At 40.2% G+C, this 20,716-nt stretch carries 18 protein-coding genes and 1 pseudogene; 8 read left to right on the top strand and 11 right to left on the bottom strand.

Annotated elements, in window-relative coordinates; all coding sequences use genetic code 11:
- Nucleotides 1-12 precede the first annotated feature (12 nt).
- Nucleotides 13-1,638, bottom strand: coding sequence for a glycoside hydrolase family 13 protein (locus RV13_RS01410; protein ID WP_060789047.1), 1,626 nt, complete (start codon nt 1,636-1,638; stop codon nt 13-15).
- Nucleotides 1,631-3,583, bottom strand: a complete 1,953-nt coding sequence (locus RV13_RS01405; RefSeq protein ID WP_060789048.1) for a sucrose-specific PTS transporter subunit IIBC — start codon at nt 3,581-3,583, stop codon at nt 1,631-1,633. The genes RV13_RS01410 and RV13_RS01405 overlap by 8 nt, the downstream gene beginning before the upstream one ends.
- A gap of 273 nt (nt 3,584-3,856) precedes the next feature.
- Here RV13_RS01405 and RV13_RS01400 point away from each other — a divergent pair, with 273 nt between their 5' ends.
- The gene (locus RV13_RS01400; RefSeq protein ID WP_060789049.1) at nt 3,857-5,356 is read left to right on the top strand and encodes a sucrose-6-phosphate hydrolase; all 1,500 of its coding nucleotides are present in this window, start codon (nt 3,857-3,859) and stop codon (nt 5,354-5,356) included.
- Nucleotides 5,357-5,373: 17 nt separating this feature from the next.
- Nucleotides 5,374-6,357: a LacI family DNA-binding transcriptional regulator gene (locus RV13_RS01395; protein WP_010743459.1), complete on the top strand. Its 984-nt coding sequence runs from the start codon at nt 5,374-5,376 to the stop codon at nt 6,355-6,357.
- 42 nt (nt 6,358-6,399) lie between these two features.
- Here RV13_RS01395 and pbp4 read toward each other — a convergent pair whose 3' ends face one another.
- The 7 genes from pbp4 to RV13_RS01365 form a co-directional block, all read right to left on the bottom strand.
- Nucleotides 6,400-8,412: a penicillin-binding protein PBP4(5) gene (gene pbp4, locus RV13_RS01390; RefSeq protein WP_060789050.1), complete on the bottom strand. Its 2,013-nt coding sequence runs from the start codon at nt 8,410-8,412 to the stop codon at nt 6,400-6,402.
- A 59-nt stretch (nt 8,413-8,471) separates the two neighbouring features.
- Nucleotides 8,472-10,229, bottom strand: a complete 1,758-nt coding sequence (locus RV13_RS01385; RefSeq protein ID WP_060789051.1) for a BlaR1 family beta-lactam sensor/signal transducer — start codon at nt 10,227-10,229, stop codon at nt 8,472-8,474.
- Nucleotides 10,230-10,439, bottom strand: a complete 210-nt coding sequence (locus RV13_RS21485; RefSeq protein ID WP_255212347.1) for a BlaI/MecI/CopY family transcriptional regulator — start codon at nt 10,437-10,439, stop codon at nt 10,230-10,232.
- Nucleotides 10,369-10,569, bottom strand: a complete 201-nt coding sequence (locus RV13_RS21480; protein ID WP_255212348.1) for a BlaI/MecI/CopY family transcriptional regulator — start codon at nt 10,567-10,569, stop codon at nt 10,369-10,371. The genes RV13_RS21485 and RV13_RS21480 overlap by 71 nt, the downstream gene beginning before the upstream one ends.
- A gap of 192 nt (nt 10,570-10,761) precedes the next feature.
- A complete protein-coding gene (locus tag RV13_RS01375) occupies nt 10,762-11,199 on the bottom strand; it encodes a hypothetical protein (RefSeq protein ID WP_060789052.1) in 438 nt (145 codons plus the stop codon).
- A gap of 268 nt (nt 11,200-11,467) precedes the next feature.
- Nucleotides 11,468-12,520 carry a BMP family lipoprotein gene (locus RV13_RS01370; protein ID WP_060789053.1) on the bottom strand — a complete coding sequence of 351 codons (1,053 nt, stop codon included), beginning with the start codon at nt 12,518-12,520 and terminating at the stop codon, nt 11,468-11,470.
- 161 nt (nt 12,521-12,681) lie between these two features.
- On the bottom strand, nt 12,682-13,365 hold the full coding sequence (locus tag RV13_RS01365; RefSeq protein ID WP_010743456.1) for a cyclic nucleotide-binding domain-containing protein: 684 nt from the start codon (nt 13,363-13,365) through the stop codon (nt 12,682-12,684).
- A 194-nt stretch (nt 13,366-13,559) separates the two neighbouring features.
- Between RV13_RS01365 and RV13_RS01360 the strand changes: the two genes are divergently transcribed.
- Genes RV13_RS01360 through RV13_RS01335 form a run of 6 tightly spaced genes read left to right on the top strand, consistent with a single transcriptional unit; the run spans nt 13,560 to nt 19,307 of the window.
- On the top strand, nt 13,560-14,489 hold the full coding sequence (locus tag RV13_RS01360; RefSeq protein WP_010743455.1) for a phosphate/phosphite/phosphonate ABC transporter substrate-binding protein: 930 nt from the start codon (nt 13,560-13,562) through the stop codon (nt 14,487-14,489).
- Nucleotides 14,490-14,548: 59 nt separating this feature from the next.
- Nucleotides 14,549-15,340 (top strand): phosphonate ABC transporter ATP-binding protein, encoded by a 792-nt coding sequence (gene phnC, locus RV13_RS01355; protein WP_060789054.1) that lies wholly within the window; start codon nt 14,549-14,551, stop codon nt 15,338-15,340.
- Nucleotides 15,312-16,091, top strand: a complete 780-nt coding sequence (gene phnE, locus RV13_RS01350) for a phosphonate ABC transporter, permease protein PhnE (protein WP_060789055.1) — start codon at nt 15,312-15,314, stop codon at nt 16,089-16,091. Before phnC ends, phnE (RV13_RS01350) begins: the two co-directional genes overlap by 29 nt.
- Nucleotides 16,088-16,870: a phosphonate ABC transporter, permease protein PhnE gene (gene phnE / locus RV13_RS01345; RefSeq protein ID WP_005880282.1), complete on the top strand. Its 783-nt coding sequence runs from the start codon at nt 16,088-16,090 to the stop codon at nt 16,868-16,870. Before phnE (RV13_RS01350) ends, phnE (RV13_RS01345) begins: the two co-directional genes overlap by 4 nt.
- Nucleotides 16,871-16,872: 2 nt before the next feature.
- The gene (locus RV13_RS01340; protein WP_060789056.1) at nt 16,873-17,712 is read left to right on the top strand and encodes a metallophosphoesterase family protein; all 840 of its coding nucleotides are present in this window, start codon (nt 16,873-16,875) and stop codon (nt 17,710-17,712) included.
- Between the two features lie 47 nt (nt 17,713-17,759).
- Nucleotides 17,760-19,307: a bifunctional metallophosphatase/5'-nucleotidase gene (locus tag RV13_RS01335; RefSeq protein ID WP_060789057.1), complete on the top strand. Its 1,548-nt coding sequence runs from the start codon at nt 17,760-17,762 to the stop codon at nt 19,305-19,307.
- A gap of 299 nt (nt 19,308-19,606) precedes the next feature.
- On the opposite strand, the pseudogene RV13_RS21240 reads toward RV13_RS01335, so the two are convergent.
- A pseudogene (locus RV13_RS21240) lies at nt 19,607-19,788 on the bottom strand (hypothetical protein); the annotation flags it as partial.
- On the bottom strand, nt 19,785-20,702 hold the full coding sequence (locus tag RV13_RS01325) for an alpha/beta fold hydrolase (protein ID WP_060789058.1): 918 nt from the start codon (nt 20,700-20,702) through the stop codon (nt 19,785-19,787). The pseudogene RV13_RS21240 and the gene RV13_RS01325, both read right to left, overlap by 4 nt.
- Nucleotides 20,703-20,716: the final 14 nt, after the last annotated feature.

The raw sequence follows: 20,716 nt of genomic DNA, 5'->3' as shown, positions 1-20,716 counted from the left end.
AGAGAGCACTTGTTAGTTAGTCTTTCGAACAGCATAGGCCTCATAAGGCTCTAATTGCTGTCGTATCCTGTGTTTAGGATAATTATGAATGAGGATGTCCCCTTCCATTACGGACTCACCTAACTGATAATTCTGAACAGAGGAAGAGAAATTTACAACGACGATGACTGACTCCTTCGCATCAAAACGTTTATAGGCAAGCACCTGAGCATTCCCAGTTTCCAGTCTTTCGTATTTTCCAACGACAATCACCGGTAATTGCTTTCTTAAATGAATCAAATGTTTATAGGTGTAAAAAAGAGAATCTTCGTCTGCTAATGCGGCCGCTGCATTCACCTTAGGATAATTGGTGTGAACCGGCAGCCAAGGAGTATCCTTAGAAAAACCAGCATTCAACTGATTCTCCCACTGCATCGGATGCCGTGCGTTGTCTCTACCCTTGGCGTTTATTGACGTGATAATTTCTTCTATCGAATATCCCTGCGACAGTCGCTCTTCGTACATACGAATGCTTTCAATATCATCTACTTCATCAATCGATTTGATCGGATAATTGATCATCCCGATCTCTTCCCCTTGATAAATATACGGCGTTCCCTTCATGAAATGGAGATAAATAGCCAACATCTTCCCACTTCGTTCACGATATTCCTCTGAATCATTTCCCCAACGTGAGATGATGCGGGGTAAATCATGATTGTTCCAAAAAAGTGAATTCCAGCCCTTTTGATCCAGTTGAATTTGCCATTTTGAAAAGACTTCATGCAAATCTTGAGGATCTAACGGTTTCAAATCCCATTTACGTTTTCTAGGCTGCTTATCTAAATTGATGTGTTCAAACTGAAAAACCATGGATAGTTCGTCTCTTTCAGGGCTAGAGTAGAGCTCCGCAACCTCGGGAGTGGCCCCCCATGTTTCTCCAACAGTCACAACATCATAACTACCAAAAGTGTGCTGATTCATTTCTTGTAGGAGTTCATGTAGTTTTGGTCCATTTTGTGTAATTTTTCGATCGGGTTCCTTTCCGATCAAGTCGATCACATCTAAACGAAAACCACCGATCCCTTTTGCCAACCAGAAGTTCATCATTTTCCAAATTGCCTGCTTCATTTTTGGATTTTCCCAATTAAGATCAGGCTGTTTTTTTGAGTGTAAATGGAGATAATACTCATCCAGGTGAGGAACATAGGTCCAGGCTGAACCGCCAAAATTTGATTTTAGCTCGTTAGGCGGTCCCCCTGCAACGGGTTTCCGCCAAACATAAAAGTCATGGTAAGGATTCTCACGACCTTTTAACGCTTCTTGGAACCAATGATGCTCACTGGAGGTGTGATTAACGACTAAATCCATCACTATCTTGATTTTCCGTTTCTTCGCTTCTTCAATCAATCGATCCATATCTGCCATTGTGCCATATTCAGCCCCGATTGCTTCATAGTCACTGATATCATAGCCGTTATCGTCGTTGGGTGAAGAATAGACAGGACTTAGCCAAAGCGCATCCACTCCTAAAAAGGCCAAATAATCCAGGCGTTGGACAATCCCATTCAAATCACCGATTCCATCATTGTTGCTGTCTTGAAAACTGCGGGGATATATTTGATAAATAACCGCCTGCTGCCACCATTTGCTATTCATAGGCTTTACTCACAGCAAGGATGTCTTCACCTTGAGTAACAGTTGGCTTATCTAACGTGCTGACATCGCCATAGGCCGTTGAGTTCGTTACTAACAGCATGACTGTATCATCATAACCAGACTTTTTAATAGCTTCTCGATCAAATGTACCTAGTAATTCCCCTTTTTTCACTCGCTCCCCTTTTTTCTTGTTGGTTGAAAAGAACTGTCCAGCAAGGTTGACTGTATCAATACCTATATGAATGAGGATTTCCGCACCACTGTCGGCTTGAATGCCATAAGCGTGCTTCGAATCATACATGACGGTCAAGACACCATCTGCTGGCGCAAATAATTGATCGCTTTCAGGGATGATTGCGACTCCTTTTCCCATCATTTCTGTGGAGAAAACAGGATCCTTAACTTCTTTTAATGGTAGGACTTCTCCAGTGACCACAGCTGATAGTACGTCGTCTTGCACCGCTAATGATTGATCTGGATTTTCATTGATCATAACAGCCTCTTGTCCATCTGCGGCTGCAGTTGCTGGGACCTCCATTTTCTTTTTCCCGTAAACAAATGTAAGCAGGAAGCCTAAAATGAAGCTGATTACGACACCGATCATGAAGAACGGGATTGATTTAGGTGCAATAGAGATAAATCCGATCACGCTCGCAGGTCCCATCGCTACCGATAGAACGTGGAAAATCCCTAGTGAGACACTTGCAACCCCAGATGCAATCATGGCACAGACGAATGGGAATTTTAATTTTAAGTTGATCCCAAAAATCGCCGGTTCGGTGATCCCTAGCAACGCCGAAATACTTGCTGATGAGGCCAAGCTTTTTTGCTTTTCATTTTTTGATAAAACAAAAATAGCCAATGCTGCGGCACCTTGAGCAATATTCGCCATTGACGCAACTGGGAAAATAAATGAGCCACCTGTTCGTGCGACATCCGCTAGTAGCGTCGTTTCGATCGCTGGAAAACTTTGATGCAATCCGGTAATGACGATTGGTGAGTAGAACAAACCAAAAATTCCTAAACCAACGGCCCCTGTTGTCTGATACAACCAAACTAATCCGTCTGTCAAACCATCTGAGACTGTACGCATGACAGGTCCAACGAAAATGAAGGTTAAAAATCCAGTAATAATAATTGCTAACATTGGTGTAAAGGTATAATCAAATGCTGCTGAAATCTTTTTGTGGAAGAATTTCTCTAGTGTAGCTAAAATCCAAGAAACCGCCAATACGGGTAAAACAGAGCCTTGATAGCCAGCCTGTGCGACCTGCAAACCAAAGATATTCCAATAAGGCATACTTCCTTCAGCGATCGCGTTTGCCACGCCGTACCCATTAATTAAGTCTGGCATAACCATCGCCATTCCCATCGCTGCCCCGAGATAGCCATTTCCGCCAAAGCGCTTTGTTGCTGAGAAACCTACTAAAATTGGCAGAAAAGCAAACGGTGCGGAAGATAATAAGTTAATAATGCTGGCAACGTCTTTAATGTTTGGAAACATTTCAACAACCGACTGTGGCCCGAATAAGTTCGGTGATGTTAAAACGTTGTTAATGGCCATCAGTAAACCGCCTGCTACTAAAGCCGGAACAATGGGAACAAAAATATCTGATAATACTTTAATAAATGCCATTGCGGGATTCACTTTTTTTCCTTCAGCAGCCACCGCTTTCAAATCTTCTGTAGACGCTTCCTTAACATTCGTCAATTTGACGAGTTCGGCATACACCTTATTTACGTCTCCTGGTCCGATAATAATTTGAAATTGACCATTGGCCTCGAAGGTTCCTTTGACATCGTCGTTATTATCTAAGGCTGCATGATCTACTTTACTTGGATCCTTTAATACTAGCCGTAATCTAGTGGCACAGTGAGCGGCTGCTTGGATATTTCCTTCCCCGACGGCTTTACTAACCTCTCTAGCTGCTTTCTGATGATTCATAATCAAACTCCTTTCCATGTAATCGCTTTTTTCACTCTTATCATACCGTAATTTTTCAAAATGTCAAACGTTTATCAAAAATATTTTTAAATTTGGATTGTAATTCTTTTCTCATTTATTTATATAGTGTTTTAAAAATGATATACGTTTGACATTTTATGTGATTTGAAGTATCTTAAAGACGAACGAAAGCGTTTAATAAAAGAGAAAACTTTTATAGGTGACCCATTCTGAAGATACTATAGTTTTGTGTAAGTGGAAGGAGTTAATGAAATGGAGTTAATAAAAAAATGGACAGATGAGCTGCGCTATCTGCCCTACCATGAGTGGACCAAGGAATATCAGAAATTTTTAGAGGTAACAATTCAGCATTCTCAATGGCGTCTGGGATATCATATTCAACCCAAAAGTGGGCTATTAAATGACCCCAATGGTTTTTCCTATTTTAATGGAAAATGGCAGCTTTTTTATCAGCTATATCCAATGGGGCCAGTTCATGGAGTGAAATCTTGGGCACACATATCTTCTGAAAATCTGGTGGATTGGACCTTTGAAGGGATCGCCCTTCTCCCTGATTCATCTTTTGACCGTCAGGGTGTTTATTCAGGATCTGGTATCGTTATTGAGGATGAGTTAGTGTTAGCCTATACCGGGAATGTGCGTGATTCCGATTGGCAACGTAAATCTTATCAAATGTTGGCCCGTATGAATAAAGCTGGCGAAATCAAAAAGGATCAGCGGCCAATGATCCCAGCCCCGCCTCAAGGCTATACGCATGAATTTCGTGATCCTCAAGTATTTGAGTATCAAGAGAATTATTGGCTTTTGATTGGCGCTCAGACGGAGACGCTGGAAGGAAAAGTGCTGGCTTATACCGGTAAATCATTAGAAACGCTACAATTTGCAGGCTCTTTGAACTTCATGGATCAAGCGATGGGCTTCATGGTAGAATGTCCGAACCTCGTATTTATTGATGGAAAGCCTGTCTTCCTCTTCTGCCCTCAAGGGTTGGATAAGAAGATTATGAACTATCAAAATATTTATCCTAACGCTTATATTGTCGCGGATAGCTTTGATACTGATTCCCTATCGTTGGTAAATCCGAGTTCGTTGGCAAATCTTGATTATGGGTTTGATGTTTATGCGACACAGGCCTTCAATGCACCTGATGGTCGTGCCTTAGCCGTAAGTTGGGTTGGCTTACCTGAGATTGATTATCCTAGTGATTCAGAAGGCTGGGCGCACTGTCTAAGTCTCGTCAAGGAATTGCAGCTCAAGGATGGTCAGCTGTATCAACTGCCAGTGAAGGAGCTAATTGAGTTGAGACAAGAACGCCAATCTATGGACGGGAAAATTTTTCAGCAGCCCTTGACTCTTGCCGAAGAAACAACGAATTGCTATGAACTGCACCTTGATTTTTCAGCAGATAGTCAAGGAAAACTCCATCTTTATTCAGATGCGCAGCAGGATCACTCATTCATCATCGATTTCGATACAAAAAATGGTATGATAAGTGTAGATCGCTCACACGTAAGCAATCCCTTTGCTCAAGAATATGGAACGACTCGCACACTTACAATTGATAAAAATGAGCCGCTGTCTCTGCAGATTTTCGTTGATCATTCGGTTTGTGAGATTTTTGTCAATGGTGGTCAAGCTGTTTTGACGGCAAGAGTGTTTCCTAACCATGAGGAGAAGAATGTTTATCTAGAAGGAATTTCTGGAGATTTTTCCGCTGATTTCTGGTGTTTGCGTAACATGAAAAACGACTAAGGAGTACAACGAAAGAAATGGCTATCAAATTAACAGATGTCGCAAAAAAAGCAGGTGTCTCTCCCACGACGGTCTCACGTGTGATCAATAATTACGGATCACTTAGTCAAAAGACCATCGATAAAGTACATGCGGCAATGAAAGAGTTGAACTATCAACCAAATTCTCTCGCCCGCTCGTTACAAGGAAAAAATACACAGCTGATCGGGCTCATCTTCCCAACAGTTTCTAACCCCTTCTTTGGCGAACTTGTCGATAAATTGGAAGCCACCCTATTTGAACAGGGCTATAAGACAATTCTTTGTAACAGTGCCAACAATAAAGAAAAAGAACGGGCATATCTGAACATGCTTTCAGCCAATCGTGTGGATGGTATCATCGCTGGAGCTCATAACTTAGGAATTAAGGAATATGAAGATATTGGATTGCCAATTGTTTCCTTTGACCGTCATCTATCTGAAAATATCCCCATTATCGGAAGCGATAATTTTCATGGCGGCTATCTTGCGACGGAAAACTTATACCTGCGTGGTTGTAGGAAAATCGGTATTTTGACAGGCAGCTTAAAATCAAACTCACCGACGAATGAACGCTTAGAAGGTTACGAGAAGTTTTTAACCGAGAAGCAGCTGCAGTCGCATGTGTTCACGATTGACTCGAGAGCCAGCTCCATGGCGCTTAAAACGATTGAGATCAAGCGGATTTTAGAAAATGAAGATTTAGACAGCCTTTTTTGTACAGATGATCTGACAGCTATCCTCGTTTATAACATCTGCCAAGAAATGAACATCGCTATTCCGCAAGACCTAAAGCTAATTGGTTATGACGGCACAAAATTTGTGCAAAATTATTTTCCGCAGCTATCGACCATCGCTCAACCAATCGCTGATTTTGCAGATTTACTAGTGGATCTATTAATCCAGCGCATCACAACTCCAGAGAAAAAACTGGAGCAATATTATGCCCTGCCAATCAAGTTGATTCAGGGGAAGACAACGTAAAAGGACTACTTCAAAAGAAGTGGTCCTTTTACGTTGCTCTGTCTATTTATATGTTTCATTCAGATACGTCAATAATTCAGGAACCATTCCTACTGCGGATTTATCATCTGGTCGATCTTCTAAAAATTGCAGGACTGCAAAATTTTGACTTTGCCCATCAAAGGCATAAAGAAAACTATTTTGCTGCCCTCGCTCGTCTTGCTTTTCTTTTATCTCTGCGGTACCGGTTTTTGCCATCAAAGAAATTCCTAAAGACTGCAAGCTGTTCGCCGTACCGTTGGGATCATTCACAACGGCTTGCATATCCTGATTGATTCGTGCAATGGTTTCACCAGTGACGACGTCTGCTTTGCTTTTTTCTTTTTGAGAAAGCAATAATCTAGGATACACGATTGTTCCATTATTTGGAAAAACCGAGTAAGTAGTGATTTGCTGAATAGGATTTAAAAGCAGCTGTCCCTGTCCGTATCCAGTATCTGCTAAAAGTATCTCAGAATTGAAATTTTTTTCTGTCGATATTTGCGCAGGGGTCATTTCGATGGGAATATCCAGTGTTTCGCCAAAAATAAAACGATTTAAACCGTTCCGAAATACTTTTTCTCCCATTTTTAACGTTTCCTTTGCCATATATATATTGTCAGAATAAATCATTGCACGCTGTAAATTAACTGATGATACATCAGATACACGGGTCACCTTGTAGCCGCCCCAAGATGAATCTTTCTGCCATTTCAGACCGTTAATAGCAACAGTTTGATTGGGATCTAGCGTTCCAGCATCCAACCCAATAGCAGCTGTAACCAATTTGAAAGTTGAGCCTGGCGCATAACCATTTGAATAACGAGCTAAAAAAGGCAACTTCTCATCTTTGGCTAGTTCGTCGTATTCCTTTTGACTGATTCCATGAGTCATTTTATTTGGATCAAAGCTTGGTGAACTAGCAACTGCTAGCAAATCTCCAGTTTTTGGTTCACTTACCACGCTAGATCCCCGTTCATTGTCCAAAGATTGATAAGCAAGATACTGTGCTTGAACATCTATAGTCAATTGAATCCTTTTCCCTTCTACGACATCAACCTTTTGAAGCACTTCTTTTTCTTTTCCATCTGAACTCGTTATGGCGATATAGCCTCCATTTTTCCCTCTCAGTTCTTTGTCATAAACTCTCTCTAATCCTGTACGTCCGATAACACTATCTTCTGAAAGATAGCTATTCTTTTTCATATCTTCAGAGGTCACTGCACCTACATACCCAATTAAGTGAGCCGCCGCTTCTCCGAGTGGGTATGTTCTTCCAGTTTCTTCTCTGACTTCTAAACCTGTTGGTGCTTCGAAGTGTTCCGGCACCTTCGTTTCTGTTTTTAGTGGAACAAAATAATCTTCCTTTACCCATGGCTGCTTCAATGAGGAGTTGATTGTTTTCTCGGGCAATTCTAGTGTCTCACTGATTTTTTTGATGTTTTCTTTCCGTACCTCACCTTTTCCAAGGTTTTTTGGGACGATCCCAAAATTGTATACGTCACCATTGATTGCCAAACCGTGTCCATTTCGATCCACTATCTCTCCTCGTGCAGCAGATAAATAATGATAGCGGACCTTATCTCCATTTTTCATTTTTGGAAAAATTAAGTTTGGTTTCCATTCTATTAAATGATTCTCTTTCGTTAATGTGCCTGAATACGTTTGTTCTAACGGACGTCCTAGACTCGTTTGTAGAATCAATGTGTAGTTAAATGTCTTGTCCTTCACACGAAGGTTCTTAATCTTAATATCATGAATTCCTAGACCACCAAAAATATTTTGATATTTTTCCTTCACCTGTTCTTTCGAAAGTTGTCCTGATTTTAATGATTCTTGTGATAAATAATCCAATGATTCGTCGTATTTCCCAGTTGAAAGCAAGTTTATATATTCTTTGAGTGTTTCTTCCCCATTCTTTTTCAAACGTTGTTCATGGATATTTTGATAAATGAAAAAGCCAAGACACGCAAGTAAAAGAAAACTAATTTTGATCACTACTCTACTTCCTTTTTTTCTTTTATCAATTCGTCTCATTTTGTATCTCCTCCTTAAAACTACATTTGTAGTATTTGATGTGATTGAGAAGCTAGAAATTAGTAAATTTCTAGCTTTCTTAGTATTGCTAAAGTTTTTTGAGCTGCTGCTATTCCAGTTGCACTATCGCCTTGCAAATGACAAGCAAAATAATAATTTCCCTGCTTGGTTTCAATCAAACCTATAAACCAGCCGGTACTTGTTTGCAAACTATTACCAGTACCAGTTTTCCCATATAAAATATGATCCGATTGAGTCTGTAAACGAATGGCTTCTTTTACAAAGGAGACATCTTTGGTCGAAAAATGTAAGTCACCTTCGACTAGTTTTCGCAACAAATTGACCTGTTCAAACGGAGAAATCTTCAGTGAAGACTCCAACCAATAATGATCAATTCCGCCAAGAAGATTCATATTGCCATAATTAATTGAATGAAATTTTTCCTTCAACTTTTCTTTTCCTAACTCAGAATCAAGCTGCTGAAAATACCAGTTCGTTGAATTTGTTAGTGCGGTTTGCAGCGTTTGATCTCGATTCCAGCTTTTGAATGGATAGGTGGTTCCATCCCAAGCTTTTTGATTGTCTATGTCTGTGATCGTTTTCTCATCCAGTGCGAACAGGGCACTCCATATTTTATAAGTGCTGTCAGGAGAATAACGTGTATGTCCGCCTGCCTGATTGTACGCTAAATATCGATCTTTCGCTTCATCGTAAATGACCAGAGAATTATTTGAATGCTGATCAAATAATGGATCAGTTTTTTGTTCAATCCACTTTTCTTGATGAGAAAAAGGATCTTTTTCGTCTGTCCGCGCTTGAGGGATAACGAAGAAAAAGGCAATAACCAAAGCGCTGATCAGTCCAAATTTTACTGTTATTGTCTTAGTTGATGACGGATGAAAGCTGCTGATAGATTCGATTCTTCTTCTCAATTCATTTCTTTTTCCCGAAAAGCTTAGCAGATATGAATGTTCACGCTTTTGTGCAAGGCTTAGTAATGTGGTCCCGTAATGATAGATATCCTCTTCTTCAAGCAAATGCATCACGCGCTGATCGCAAGCAATTTCTCGATCCTCTCTTGCCTGTTTTACGATTAGATAACTGAAGGGATTGAACCAATTTAAAATTGCGATTCCAATCAAAAGATAATTTTGTGCGGCATCTTTGTTTTTCTGATGAACAAGCTCATGCAATAGGATAAAAAATAATTGATCCTCCGATGCTTGGTCAATAAAGTGATTCGGAAGGATAATCCGAGGATGAAAGACACCGAAAGTGCTAGGACTTTTGACTTGGTCACTCTGTAGGATCACTAAGTCTTTTTTCTTATATCTTAGTCGCTCTGCCGCTTTTTGCAGCTGAGTATAGATCCGTTTATCCTCCACTAAAACGGTGCTTCTAATCATTTTATAAAACTGAAGATAGGAAATAGTTGATCGTATAAGGAAAATTACGAAGCCCGCAGTCCATAATAGTCCCAATAGTAACATTCCTCTTTCCAGCAAACCATTGGCAGGCAGAGCATTGTTATTCATCCAGTCAGAGGGATTACTATTAAGTATAGCTTGAGCATTCTCAATCGGTGATGTTGAGGGCATGGTCCCATTTGGGATTGCACTTTGTATTCGATAAAAAATCATTTCTCTAATTTTTGAAAAAAACTGATTGGGTATAAAAAACAAGAATCCTAGTCCTGTTAGATGCCAATATTTCCCTTGAAATAATGGAGATAACTGCTTCCCTAACAGCTTTCTGAATAAAAACAAAAGAATCAGAAATAGATTGAATGATGCTAAATTGAAAAGGAAGTGAGTCATTTATTTTCTCCTTTTATCCAATAAGTTCCGAAGCTCGTCAATTTCTTTTTCATCGATTGATTCATCCGCTACAAAATTAGAAAGAAACTCGCTAACTTTCCCATCAAAAAATTTACTAATAAATTTTTGACTTTCTTGCTTAACAAAATAGTCTCTTGGAATAATTGCATGGTAAACATATACCCTGCCAGCTTTTGTATGATCTATCACGCCCCACGCCCTTTTGCTCTAGGCGAACCAACAGCGTACGTATCGTATTTGGACTCCACTCCTCGTCCTTTTCAAAAGCTCGGACGATCTCCGTTGAGTCAACTGGACTATTTTTCCAAACGAATTCCATAATTTTGAGTTCAGCATCCGTGATCTTAATTTCTTGTTTCATGGTGTCCTCCTCTAAAACTACATTTGTAGTTTAATCTATTACACGCTATTTGTCTACAAAATGTTTCTCGAGATTCTTTTACTAGTGGATCGGTGAAAGAGCCAGAATAGTCGGCGTATGTTATGTTGTTTCCTTGAGTTTAGGGAATTTCTATATCTCGTTAGTTGTTTTCCGTTTCCTAAACCGCACTAATATTATAATAGAGAGAATCAGCAAGCAAAGCTTGGTCACAGGAATACTTCCCAACGCAAAAAGAAGAATATTCTGTACTAGATAGGCGTTCATTTTTCCAATCATACTGATAAATGGCAACACCAAGGCCAGAATTTCAATAACATAGAAAATTAAAGATAAAAGAACCATTTTCCTCTTTGCTGGAGAATTCTTGTTTATTCGTAAGCAGATAATTTCACAAACAAATCCGACAATGTGCATGAAGCCGACAAAAAAGGGAAGCAATCCCAAAATTGAAAATAAGAAAATCCCTCTTGAAGCAACAGTGAAAACACCGATGGTTACTAATAGAATAAAGCTAGTGATAGCATATACGATGGTATAAATGGCAGTAATCTTGGTAAAATTTTTCATAGCAATCTCCTCGTTTTCGGGAAAACGTCTTCTTTTATACTAAGTATACGCTATTCAGAACCTTCTATATAGAAAAAATCCATCAAGATATCACAAGTTGATCTTCTGATAGATTTTTTCTACTATATATTCAGATTATTTTCGCAACACTCTTTTTACAGCAGACATATCAGAATTGGCAACAAAGCTTGGAGTGCTCTTCCCTTGTTTGTAGTCAATTCTCAGTTAATATGGTCTGCTTTTTCGGCGCTCTCTTATTAGTTCAAAATTATTTTTCTGGGACAGACAAATCACCGCTGATGATTTTCTCTTTTGCATCCGAAACTGCCTGATAGGCTTCCTCTGATAATTGTCCTTTTGTCAGATCCACCCCTTCTTCTTTCAACCCAAAGGTCAAATGCTTGCCTCCAGGAAATTTATCGTTATAAGAAGTTTCTGCAAATTCTTTGACTGCTGCACCAACATTTTTCTTTGTAGAGGTCAACGTGAAATTTCCTGTCTCGCCGTTCTCCATTTTATAATCCCCTTCATCCGCTTGATCACGATCTACACCAATCACCCATACTTTTCTGCTATAGTCGTTTTCATTGCGGGCTTTTGCTTCTTGGAACACCCCAGCTCCTGTACTTCCTGCCGCCTGATAAAGAATATCGGCTCCCTCTTTGTACATAGAAGCAGCAATAGCTTTTCCTTTATCTGGCGAATCATAGGATGCGGCATATTGTACGTTAACAGTAATTTCTTTGTTCAGTGCTTCGGCCCCTGCCTTAACGCCAGCTTCAAATCCGCTTTGGAAACGTTGGATCACGGGCCCTTCCATTCCACCAATAAAGCCTACTTGATCACTTTTTGTCGTATATGCGGCAGCTAGTCCTGCTAAATACGCACTTTCTTGATCTTTAAAGGTTGCTGATGAGATATTCTTTTTCCCAGTAATTTCGCCATCTACCAAGGCAAAATTCAACTTTGGATTATCCTTAGCAGCATTTTCCAGTTCCTCTGCTTGCAAGTAGCTCAAGCTAATAATGGTGGTAAAGTCATTTCTGATTGCCTGATCGATATTGGTACTGTTATCCTCTGGATTGTTCGTTTCTAGATAAGTAAAATCTTTTTTTGCTGTCAGATTTTTGTCTTTTCCCCAAGCCTCTAATCCTTCCCAACCGGCTTGATTGAAGGAGCGGTCATCAACTCCGCCAAATCCAAGAACCAAAGCGATTTTACTTTTCTCTTTTTCACTTTGCTTCTCCCCCTGAGACTGACTACAGCCGACTAACGTTACTAATGACACCAAAAACAACAATGAAACAAGTATTTTCTTCAAAATTTTTCTCCCCTTTTTATGTGTCTTGACACATTGAACTTTTAAAAGTATAGCATACCAATATATAGAACACTACTCTTCAACGAAGATTTTCCGTTTCCAAATTTTTCCACTATCAAAAAACCAGCAATCATTCCTGACTACTGGTTTTCCTAGAGCTCTTATTCTGCTTTTACTGGACTACTTATATTCTCAGCTAAGTCCTCTAAAGCTTCGATATCATGGATCAAGTAATAATTCTTTTTCTTTTCGATAATGTTCGCCTCACGAAAGTTCGTGATTGTTCGTAAAAGATGTCGATAGCTGACATTTAAGATTGAGGCGCAGGTGGTTAACCGAAATGCGAAACGTTCGTTTTCGTGATGGGTCAAAATAAACTTTGCTAAACGAGTTTCGACAGGTTCTGTCAGTGAGTTCGCCAAATTTATCCCAGAATTTAAACGATAACTTAGTAACTGGCAAATATTCTGCAAAAAGCGAACATCTTTTTGAAGCTGTGTTCGATATTGATTTAGCGGAATGCTGATACAGATGCACTTAGTCACTGCTTTAACGCTGCTTTTAGGCGATAATCCCCACAATGAAGAGGCTTCGCCGAGTGGTGTAGCGGGCTTTGCGTAATCGATGCAAATATTTTGTGTATCAGAAGAATACGAGTACACCATTACCGTCCCATCCACTAAAAAATACAAATAATCTGAGGTTGTTCCCGTTTGAATGAGGTGCTCTTCCTTTTCAAAAAAATGTAAAGAAGCCATTGCCAATATATCTGAATCCATATAATCCTGCAGGTTGTGCTTCTCAACGTAAGCAGTTAATTGCTTCGTATCATGGATTTTTTTCATGAAACCGTCACCTCTAAGAAGTTTTTCTTTATTATAGCCTAGAATGTTTTACGGCTCAATACGAACAATTATTTGTATTTCTTTGTAAATTGTATGTAAAAGTTGTGTAAAATAGGACGTGCGTCACTTCATTAATTTTGATTCCCTGCTATGATTTAGACGTATTAGAAATTATATCCAACAGGAGGAGAAAAATGCAGTTCAAACAGTTAGCAAAAGGGTTTATCGGAGTCATGTTATTGACCACTTTGGCGGCCTGCGGTTCTGGAAATACAAGCAGCAGCTCAGAAAAAGAGAGCAAGGAAAAATTAGTTGTCCAATTCGTTCCAACAAACAATGATGGTAGTATGGAGGCAAAAGCAAAACCATTTGCTAAGTATTTATCGAAAAAGTTAGATCGTGAGGTAGAAGTGACGCTAGCTACTGATTATTCAACGATCGTCGAAGCGATGTCTTCTGGTCAAGTCGATGTCGGAATTATGCCGCCTGCAGCCTATGTTCAAGCAAAGGATGCTGGAGCTGCCGATGCTATCCTGACTTCTCAGCTCGGCGATTATGATCAAGAAACTGGCTTGCCATTAAAGGACAAACTTACGAACACCTTTAAAGGAGAAGTATTGGTTCGTGCCGATAGCGGATTGAATAAGTTAACTGATTTAAAAGGAAAAAATATCGCAACCTTAAGTCCTAACTCTGCTAGCGGCTACATCTATCCTGTCGCTGAATTGAAAGATGCTGGGATTGATCCTACTGCAGACACAAAGATGACCACTGTGAATGATATTCCGAGTGAGATTACCGCAGTGTTGAACAAGCAAATGGATGCGGCGTTTGTTTTTGAAGGCGCACGAAATGTTTTTGCTTCGAATTTCTCAGATAATGATTTATTTAAGGATTTAAAAGTCCTGTACCTGACAGAAGGCGACATTCCGAATGACGCAATCGCTGTACAGCCTGACATGTCAAAAGACTTAAAGGCGAAAATTAAAGAGACCTTCTTAAATATGAAAGATGATAAAGATGGCGAAGAAGCAATGGCTTTATGGGGGCATCAGGGCTATGAAGAAGCGGCTGACTCTGCCTATGACACGATCAGAGACTACACGAAAAAAGCAGCAGAATAAAACATCAGTAAGTGTCAGCAAGCTTTTTTTGCTGACACTTTAAAAAATGGAGAAGGATAATGATTATTTTTGACAATGTTTCGAAGGTCTATCCCAATGGCGTTGTTGGCTTGAAGGATATTGACTTAACAATTGAAGATGGAGAATTTGTTTCCATCATCGGGTTGAGCGGTGCTGGAAAGAGCACTCTGCTGCGCAGTATCAACCGCTTGGTAGAAACCACCAAAGGAGATATTCGCATTAATGGAACCTCTATTACAAAAGCGAATAAAAAAGAGCTTCGACAGATTCGCCGCCAGATTGGTCTAATCTCGCAAAGCTTCAATCTGGTAAAGCGTAGTACGGTTCAGAAAAATGTGCTATCTGGACGTTTGGGTTATTACTCCACTTGGAAAAGTATTTTAGGTCTTTTTACGAAGGAAGACTACCAGCAGACAAAGGAAGCACTAGAAAAAGTTGGTTTGTCTGATAAATTACAGACACGCAGTGATGAGCTCAGTGGAGGGCAACAGCAGCGAGTATCCATTGCGCGAGCACTCGTGCAGCAAGCCCCCATTATTTTAGCGGATGAACCCGTTGCATCATTAGATCCAATCACGACTCAAAAGGTTATGATGGACCTAAAAAATATCAATCAAACGATGGATAAAACAGTCATTGTCAATCTGCATTCAGTCCCTCTGGCTCGTGAATTTTCTACGCGTGTGCTCGCGTTAAAAGCTGGTCAGGTTGTCTTTGATGGTCGTCCAGACGACTTAACCGATGAACGCTTAGAGCAAATTTATGGCAATGCAATCTTTGAAGAAAAGGCAGGCGAAATCGATGAGCTTGAAAGAAACCGTTCACTTTAAATGGTATAAACACCTGCTTATTCTTCTGTTCTTAATTGTTTGTTTTCAAGGAAGTGTCTGGATCACGTCAGCTGATTTTTCTCAGGTTTTTCAAAACTCCAATCAAATGACTGCCTTTTTATCACGCTTCATTCATCCAGACTTTAGCTATTTACCTAAATTAGTCGAGCCTATGGTGAAAACACTTCAAATGTCTTTGCTGGGAACAGTCATTGGCTTAGTTTTAGCGATCCCTGTTAGTTTTTTAGCGACCACTGTAGTGACAGAAAACCGTCTTCTTTCTACCATCTTTCGTTTTCTTTTAGGTCTAGTACGGACCATCCCTACCCTGCTTTTAGCCGCGCTTTTTGTTGCTGTGTTTGGGATTGGTGAAGCGACTGGCGTGTTGACTATCGCTGTCTTCACTTTCGGGATGGTGTCACAATTAATGTTTCAAGCAATTGAAACCATTGACTTTGGCCCGATTGAAGCCGCTGCGGCTGTTGGAGCAAATAAAATGCAAATCGCTATTTGGTCGATCGCTCCACAAGTTTTGAGTCAGTTTGCCAGCTATGCTTTTTACGCGTTTGAGGTGAATGTTCGTGCTTCTACTGTCCTTGGATATGTCGGAGCTGGTGGTATTGGCGTAATTCTAAATTCCTCACTTGCCCTTTTGAATTATGAACGAGTTTCAATCATTATTCTGACGATCCTAGTAACTGTCGCGATCGTTGATAAATTAAGTGAACGTGTCAGGAGGTCCCTGTTATGATGCTTCGTGAAATGAACAGAAGAACCCTTTTATCATTAGTTGCTTTAGTGATTCTCGTTATTTTATCGGCCGCTACTCTGGATTACTCTGGATTAAGCACCTTCTCTCCTTCTATGGGAATGGACGTTTTGAGAGGGTTAGGTCAGCCTGATTGGCAGTTTTTATATGATGGCAGCGGCGAGGATTTGATTAGTTTGCTATTATTAACCATTGGAATCGCCTGTTTAGGGACAATGATCGCTACGGTATTAGCGATTCCCATTACCTTGATCAGTGCGGTGAATCTCTGGCAAGCACATCCATGGGTAACAAAAATTGGTAAGCTTATCTGTAATGTTTTACGAGCTTTTCCTGAACTAGTTTTTGCAATTATTTTTGTGAAAGTCGTCGGACCTGGTCCCTTTGCTGGTGTTATGGCGATTGGCGTCCATCAGATCGGAATGCTTGGTAAGCTTTTTACAGAAGAAATGGAAGCAATGGATGAACGACTTGTTGAAGAAATGCATGCGGTAGGAGCAAATTTTTGGCAAACGATTTTCTTTGTTCGCATCCCTTATTTGATGCCGATTTATTGTTCTTTAGCATTGAATCATTTTGAAATAGCGGTTCGCAGTGCGGCTACCTTAGGGTTAGTTGGCGCTGGCGGAATCGGTGCTCCATTGATATTCGCGATTCAAACTCGTTCTTGGAGCAAAGTGAGTATTATTTTGATTGGTGTAGTCGTAACCGTGTTTATTTTAGATCAAATAACCGGAATTATAAGAAAGAAATTGAGATAAGAATGAATATATTGCATATATCAGATATACACTTTCGCAGAGAGTATGAGGCTTGTGAAGAAGGCTATAAGGGAATGCTGGCTAAGATGCAGAATCCCCTTATTCCTTTGGAGCAATGCATTCATCATCTCCTGCAGCAAACACCCTTGGACCTTGTGATTATCAGCGGAGATTTAACCGAAGATGGCGAAATAGACGATTATCGATACTTGAAGACTTGGCTGGAAAATGCGCTAGGAGAAACGACGATCCTTGTTACTTTAGGCAATCACGACATCAAAGAACATTTTTGGGTTGGCTGGTGCGATGAAGCCGCCTCTTCTGCCCCGTACAACCAGATAGTCAAATATCCTGAGTTTACGGTGATTTCCTTTGATAATTCAAGCTATGGATACGCAGATGGTATAGTGGACGATCAGCAATTTCAATGGCTGAAAGAAGCCTTAGAGCAAGAAAAGGACCAACCGATTTTCTTGGTCACCCATCATCATCTACTGTCTCACCAAAGCAGTATACCAAAATGGCCTGGTACCGAACGTTTCTTGAAGCTAATCGCACCTTACGATATTCGCTGTATTCTGAACGGTCATACCCATCACACATTTACTGATGAAATTAATGGGATTCCCTATTTTACTGTATCGAGTATGTCCTTTGTTGGTGAAGATGAAGGCGATGGCTTCGTACGCTTTGAGGAACGTCATGGGTATAACCTTTATCATCTCGATCAAGGAAGGATTGTTCGTCAGACAACAGAAAACTTTATTCCAGGCAACATTTTAAAAACACTTCAAATGAAGGATCAAGGCATTATAAATCAAAAAAAGAGACCGAACAGCTGAATACGCTTCGGTCTTTCTATTTTGAGTCAGCTAAAGGAGCACACAGAATGAACATTACGTTTTTAGAGACAAGTGATATGCATGGCTATGTTTCTCCAACAGACTATTCCGGCAGAACCGATCTGGCCTTAGGAGCGGCTAAAGTATCGTCGAAACTGAAGGAATTACGGGCAAAAGCAGATGGACCGGTAATTACGATCGAAAATGGTGATTTCATCCAAGGGTCTCCTTTGAGTTATTATCTTGCTAAAGAATATGGCTCAGCCAAAAAACTTACAAGCTTGATTAATCAAATGGGCTATGATGTTCAAGTGTTGGGAAATCATGAGTTTAACTATGGCGTGGATTATCTCAAGGAAGCGATTAAGAATTATCAAGCGCCTATATTAGGAGCCAATATAGTGAACAAAAATGACCAGCCTTACTTTGGAAACGCCTATAAGATTATCGAAAAGGCGGGTATAAAAATTGCTGTCTTGGGATTAACGACACAATATATTCCTCACTGGGAAAAGCCAGAAACCTTAGCAGGAATTACGTTTAAGAGTGTCGTCGAAACAGCAAAAGAATATGTTCCTCTATTAAGGAAACAAGCAGACTTGGTAATCGTCAGTTACCACGGCGGATTTGAAAAAGACTTGTTGACCGGTGAGGACACAGAAGCGATAACTGGAGAGAATGGAGGCTATGAGCTATTGCAGCAGGTTGAAGGCATTGACGCCCTTTTCACTGGTCATCAGCACAGGAAAATTGCTGAAACGGTTCGTGGTGTTCCCGTTGTTCAGCCAGGCTATCGTGGCGAGTTCATCGGTGAAGTTCGTCTGACCGTCGAGAAGAAGGAGGATCAAGTGGTTGTTACAGATCACCAGGTTGCTTTACACTCAGTTGAAAAATCAGAGCCTGATCCAGAAATTCTTGCAGCGATCGCACCGGTAGAAGAAAAACTAGAGACATGGTTGGATCAACCCTTAGGTAAAGTGAACGGAAATATGCGTATTAGTGATCCGATGCAGGCTCGTCTTGAGGAACATCCCTATGTAGAGTTCATTAATCGTGTACAATTATTTGCCAGCGACGCAGAGATTTCTGGAACTGCGTTATTCAATAATGAAGGAAAAGGCTTTGGTGAGACGATCACGATGCGGGACGTCATCACCAACTATATTTATCCGAATACTCTGGCAGTGATTCAAATTAATGGTGCAGATTTGAAAGCGGCGTTGGAGCAGACCGCAAATTATTTAGCTGTAGAAAATAACCAAATCGTATTCAATCCAGCCTTTATTCAGCCTAAGCCACAGTACTACAATTATGACATGTATGAAGGGATTCAGTACACGATTGATATGAAACAGCCTGTTGGCCAACGGATTACCGAACTTCATTTTAAAGGTCACCCCGTTCTTCCGCAACAAATGCTGGAAGTGGTGACAAATCAATATCGGGCAATCGGCGGAGGAAATTATGCGATGTTTGGTGCGGAGAAAATTGTCCGAGAAATCCAAATCGACATGACCGAATTAATTGCCGACTATTTGAAAATTCACCCACGCATCGAAGCAAAAGTGAATCATAATTTTCAAGTGATTTTGTAGTATATAAATAAAAAATTCAAAAAGGTGTGAGCAGTCTTTTGCCCACACCTTTGTTATACCAAATTGTTAGACTGTCTGATTTCCATCCAGCCATTCTTTAGCCAGCGATCTACCTCATCAAAACAAAAATTTTCCTCTGATGGTTCCTTAAATAAGACTATTTTGATCCTTTTTCCATGAATAAGATTTTGCATCAGACAATACGTCATTTCTGAAAAAGTTGCGGCACCAATATAGCCTGATACCCCTTTCCGATCTTGATTAAATACAAAAAATAAATCCGCTACTGCGATATTTTTAAAAAAAGTCGTTAAGATTTCTGGATACTCTTTGTCTAGGTTCTGACATGAGCGAGGATAATCAATTAATTCAATGCCTTCTTTACTGAAATTTTTTCCAGATCTCGATATTCTTCTTGAAAAACTACACTTCCAGAAATAACAGCTTTCACAAAATTGGCCTCCATTTTTACTACAATCATTTTTTCTTTTCAATAAATGTCCGGATCGCTTGATCTACAAAATCGCCATTGCCATCTATTGTATGTCCCCCAGTTTCGCAAATGGCTGTCTCTGCCTTCACTCGCTGAAGCATTTTTTCGATAGATTCATAGTCAGCCATCGGATCGTCCTTCGCATGACAAACTAGGATCGGAACTTGAATGTCCTCTAAAGGATAGTTGTCATAATTTAACGTCATATCTGTATTTGTTCTCTCAGTGTCCGCTTTGACGCCTTGCCTTCTCGGTGTTGCTGGCAGCATTGTTTCGAACAACTCATTGGTCTTGATCGTTGTTCCCATCATCTTATTAAAGACAAATCCAAAATGCTTCATCGCAAACCACAGAATAAAATCATTCACGATGAATGGCGGGGGTCCTTGGAGTCCCATCTCTTGAACTTCTTTCACCGTCCTCTTTTTATCTGGTGCTCCTGAGGATAACAAAATAATTCCTTTGACGCGTTCAGGATAATCCAGTGCCATACGCAATGTGACGGCGCCACCAGCAGAGGTCCCTAAAATGAAGCATTTTTCGATCCCTAAATAGTCCATTAGTTCAATAAATGCTTTTGCTTGATTTTCAGGTGTAGGATCCGAAGGCAGTGCTGAACCAATATAGCCAAAACGCGAGGGCGAAATTTTTCGCTGCCTGTCTCCTACGACTTGCCTGAGACTAATCATTCCTTGATCGTAACCGCCAAAAATTCCATGAGCGATCAAAACAGCTTCGCCAGAACCCTCATCAAGATAATTCATTTTACCAAAACTAGTAGTTAGTGATTTCACCTGATACTGATCCAATCGATCGTATGCAGCCTTGATATCGCGCTGAAACTGATAACCCTCAAAAACAAGCAATACAAGAATTATTAATACTAATACATATATCCACAAAGTTTTTTCTCCTT

Origin of the sequence: Enterococcus raffinosus, from assembly GCF_001886185.1 — a bacterium.
In the GTDB taxonomy this organism is placed as follows: Bacteria; Bacillota; Bacilli; order Lactobacillales; family Enterococcaceae; genus Enterococcus_A; species Enterococcus_A raffinosus.
The sequence above is the reverse complement of the archived record's forward strand: the minus strand, read 5'-3'. Positions and strand labels throughout refer to the sequence as shown.

What these genes read in the sequence shown, in the direction of transcription:
- RV13_RS01410 (WP_060789047.1), bottom strand. Translation starts at nt 1,638, where the DNA reads ATGAATAGCAAATGGTGGCAGCAGGCGGTTATTTATCAAATATATCCC.
- RV13_RS01405 (WP_060789048.1), bottom strand. Translation starts at nt 3,583, where the DNA reads ATGAATCATCAGAAAGCAGCTAGAGAGGTTAGTAAAGCCGTCGGGGAA.
- RV13_RS01400 (WP_060789049.1), top strand. Translation starts at nt 3,857, where the DNA reads ATGGAGTTAATAAAAAAATGGACAGATGAGCTGCGCTATCTGCCCTAC.
- RV13_RS01395 (WP_010743459.1), top strand. Translation starts at nt 5,374, where the DNA reads ATGGCTATCAAATTAACAGATGTCGCAAAAAAAGCAGGTGTCTCTCCC.
- pbp4 (WP_060789050.1), bottom strand. Translation starts at nt 8,412, where the DNA reads ATGAGACGAATTGATAAAAGAAAAAAAGGAAGTAGAGTAGTGATCAAA.
- RV13_RS01385 (WP_060789051.1), bottom strand. Translation starts at nt 10,229, where the DNA reads ATGACTCACTTCCTTTTCAATTTAGCATCATTCAATCTATTTCTGATT.
- RV13_RS21480 (WP_255212348.1), bottom strand. Translation starts at nt 10,569, where the DNA reads ATGGAATTCGTTTGGAAAAATAGTCCAGTTGACTCAACGGAGATCGTC.
- RV13_RS01375 (WP_060789052.1), bottom strand. Translation starts at nt 11,199, where the DNA reads ATGAAAAATTTTACCAAGATTACTGCCATTTATACCATCGTATATGCT.
- RV13_RS01365 (WP_010743456.1), bottom strand. Translation starts at nt 13,365, where the DNA reads ATGAAAAAAATCCATGATACGAAGCAATTAACTGCTTACGTTGAGAAG.
- RV13_RS01360 (WP_010743455.1), top strand. Translation starts at nt 13,560, where the DNA reads ATGCAGTTCAAACAGTTAGCAAAAGGGTTTATCGGAGTCATGTTATTG.
- phnC (WP_060789054.1), top strand. Translation starts at nt 14,549, where the DNA reads ATGATTATTTTTGACAATGTTTCGAAGGTCTATCCCAATGGCGTTGTT.
- phnE (WP_060789055.1), top strand. Translation starts at nt 15,312, where the DNA reads ATGAGCTTGAAAGAAACCGTTCACTTTAAATGGTATAAACACCTGCTT.
- phnE (WP_005880282.1), top strand. Translation starts at nt 16,088, where the DNA reads ATGATGCTTCGTGAAATGAACAGAAGAACCCTTTTATCATTAGTTGCT.
- RV13_RS01340 (WP_060789056.1), top strand. Translation starts at nt 16,873, where the DNA reads ATGAATATATTGCATATATCAGATATACACTTTCGCAGAGAGTATGAG.
- RV13_RS01335 (WP_060789057.1), top strand. Translation starts at nt 17,760, where the DNA reads ATGAACATTACGTTTTTAGAGACAAGTGATATGCATGGCTATGTTTCT.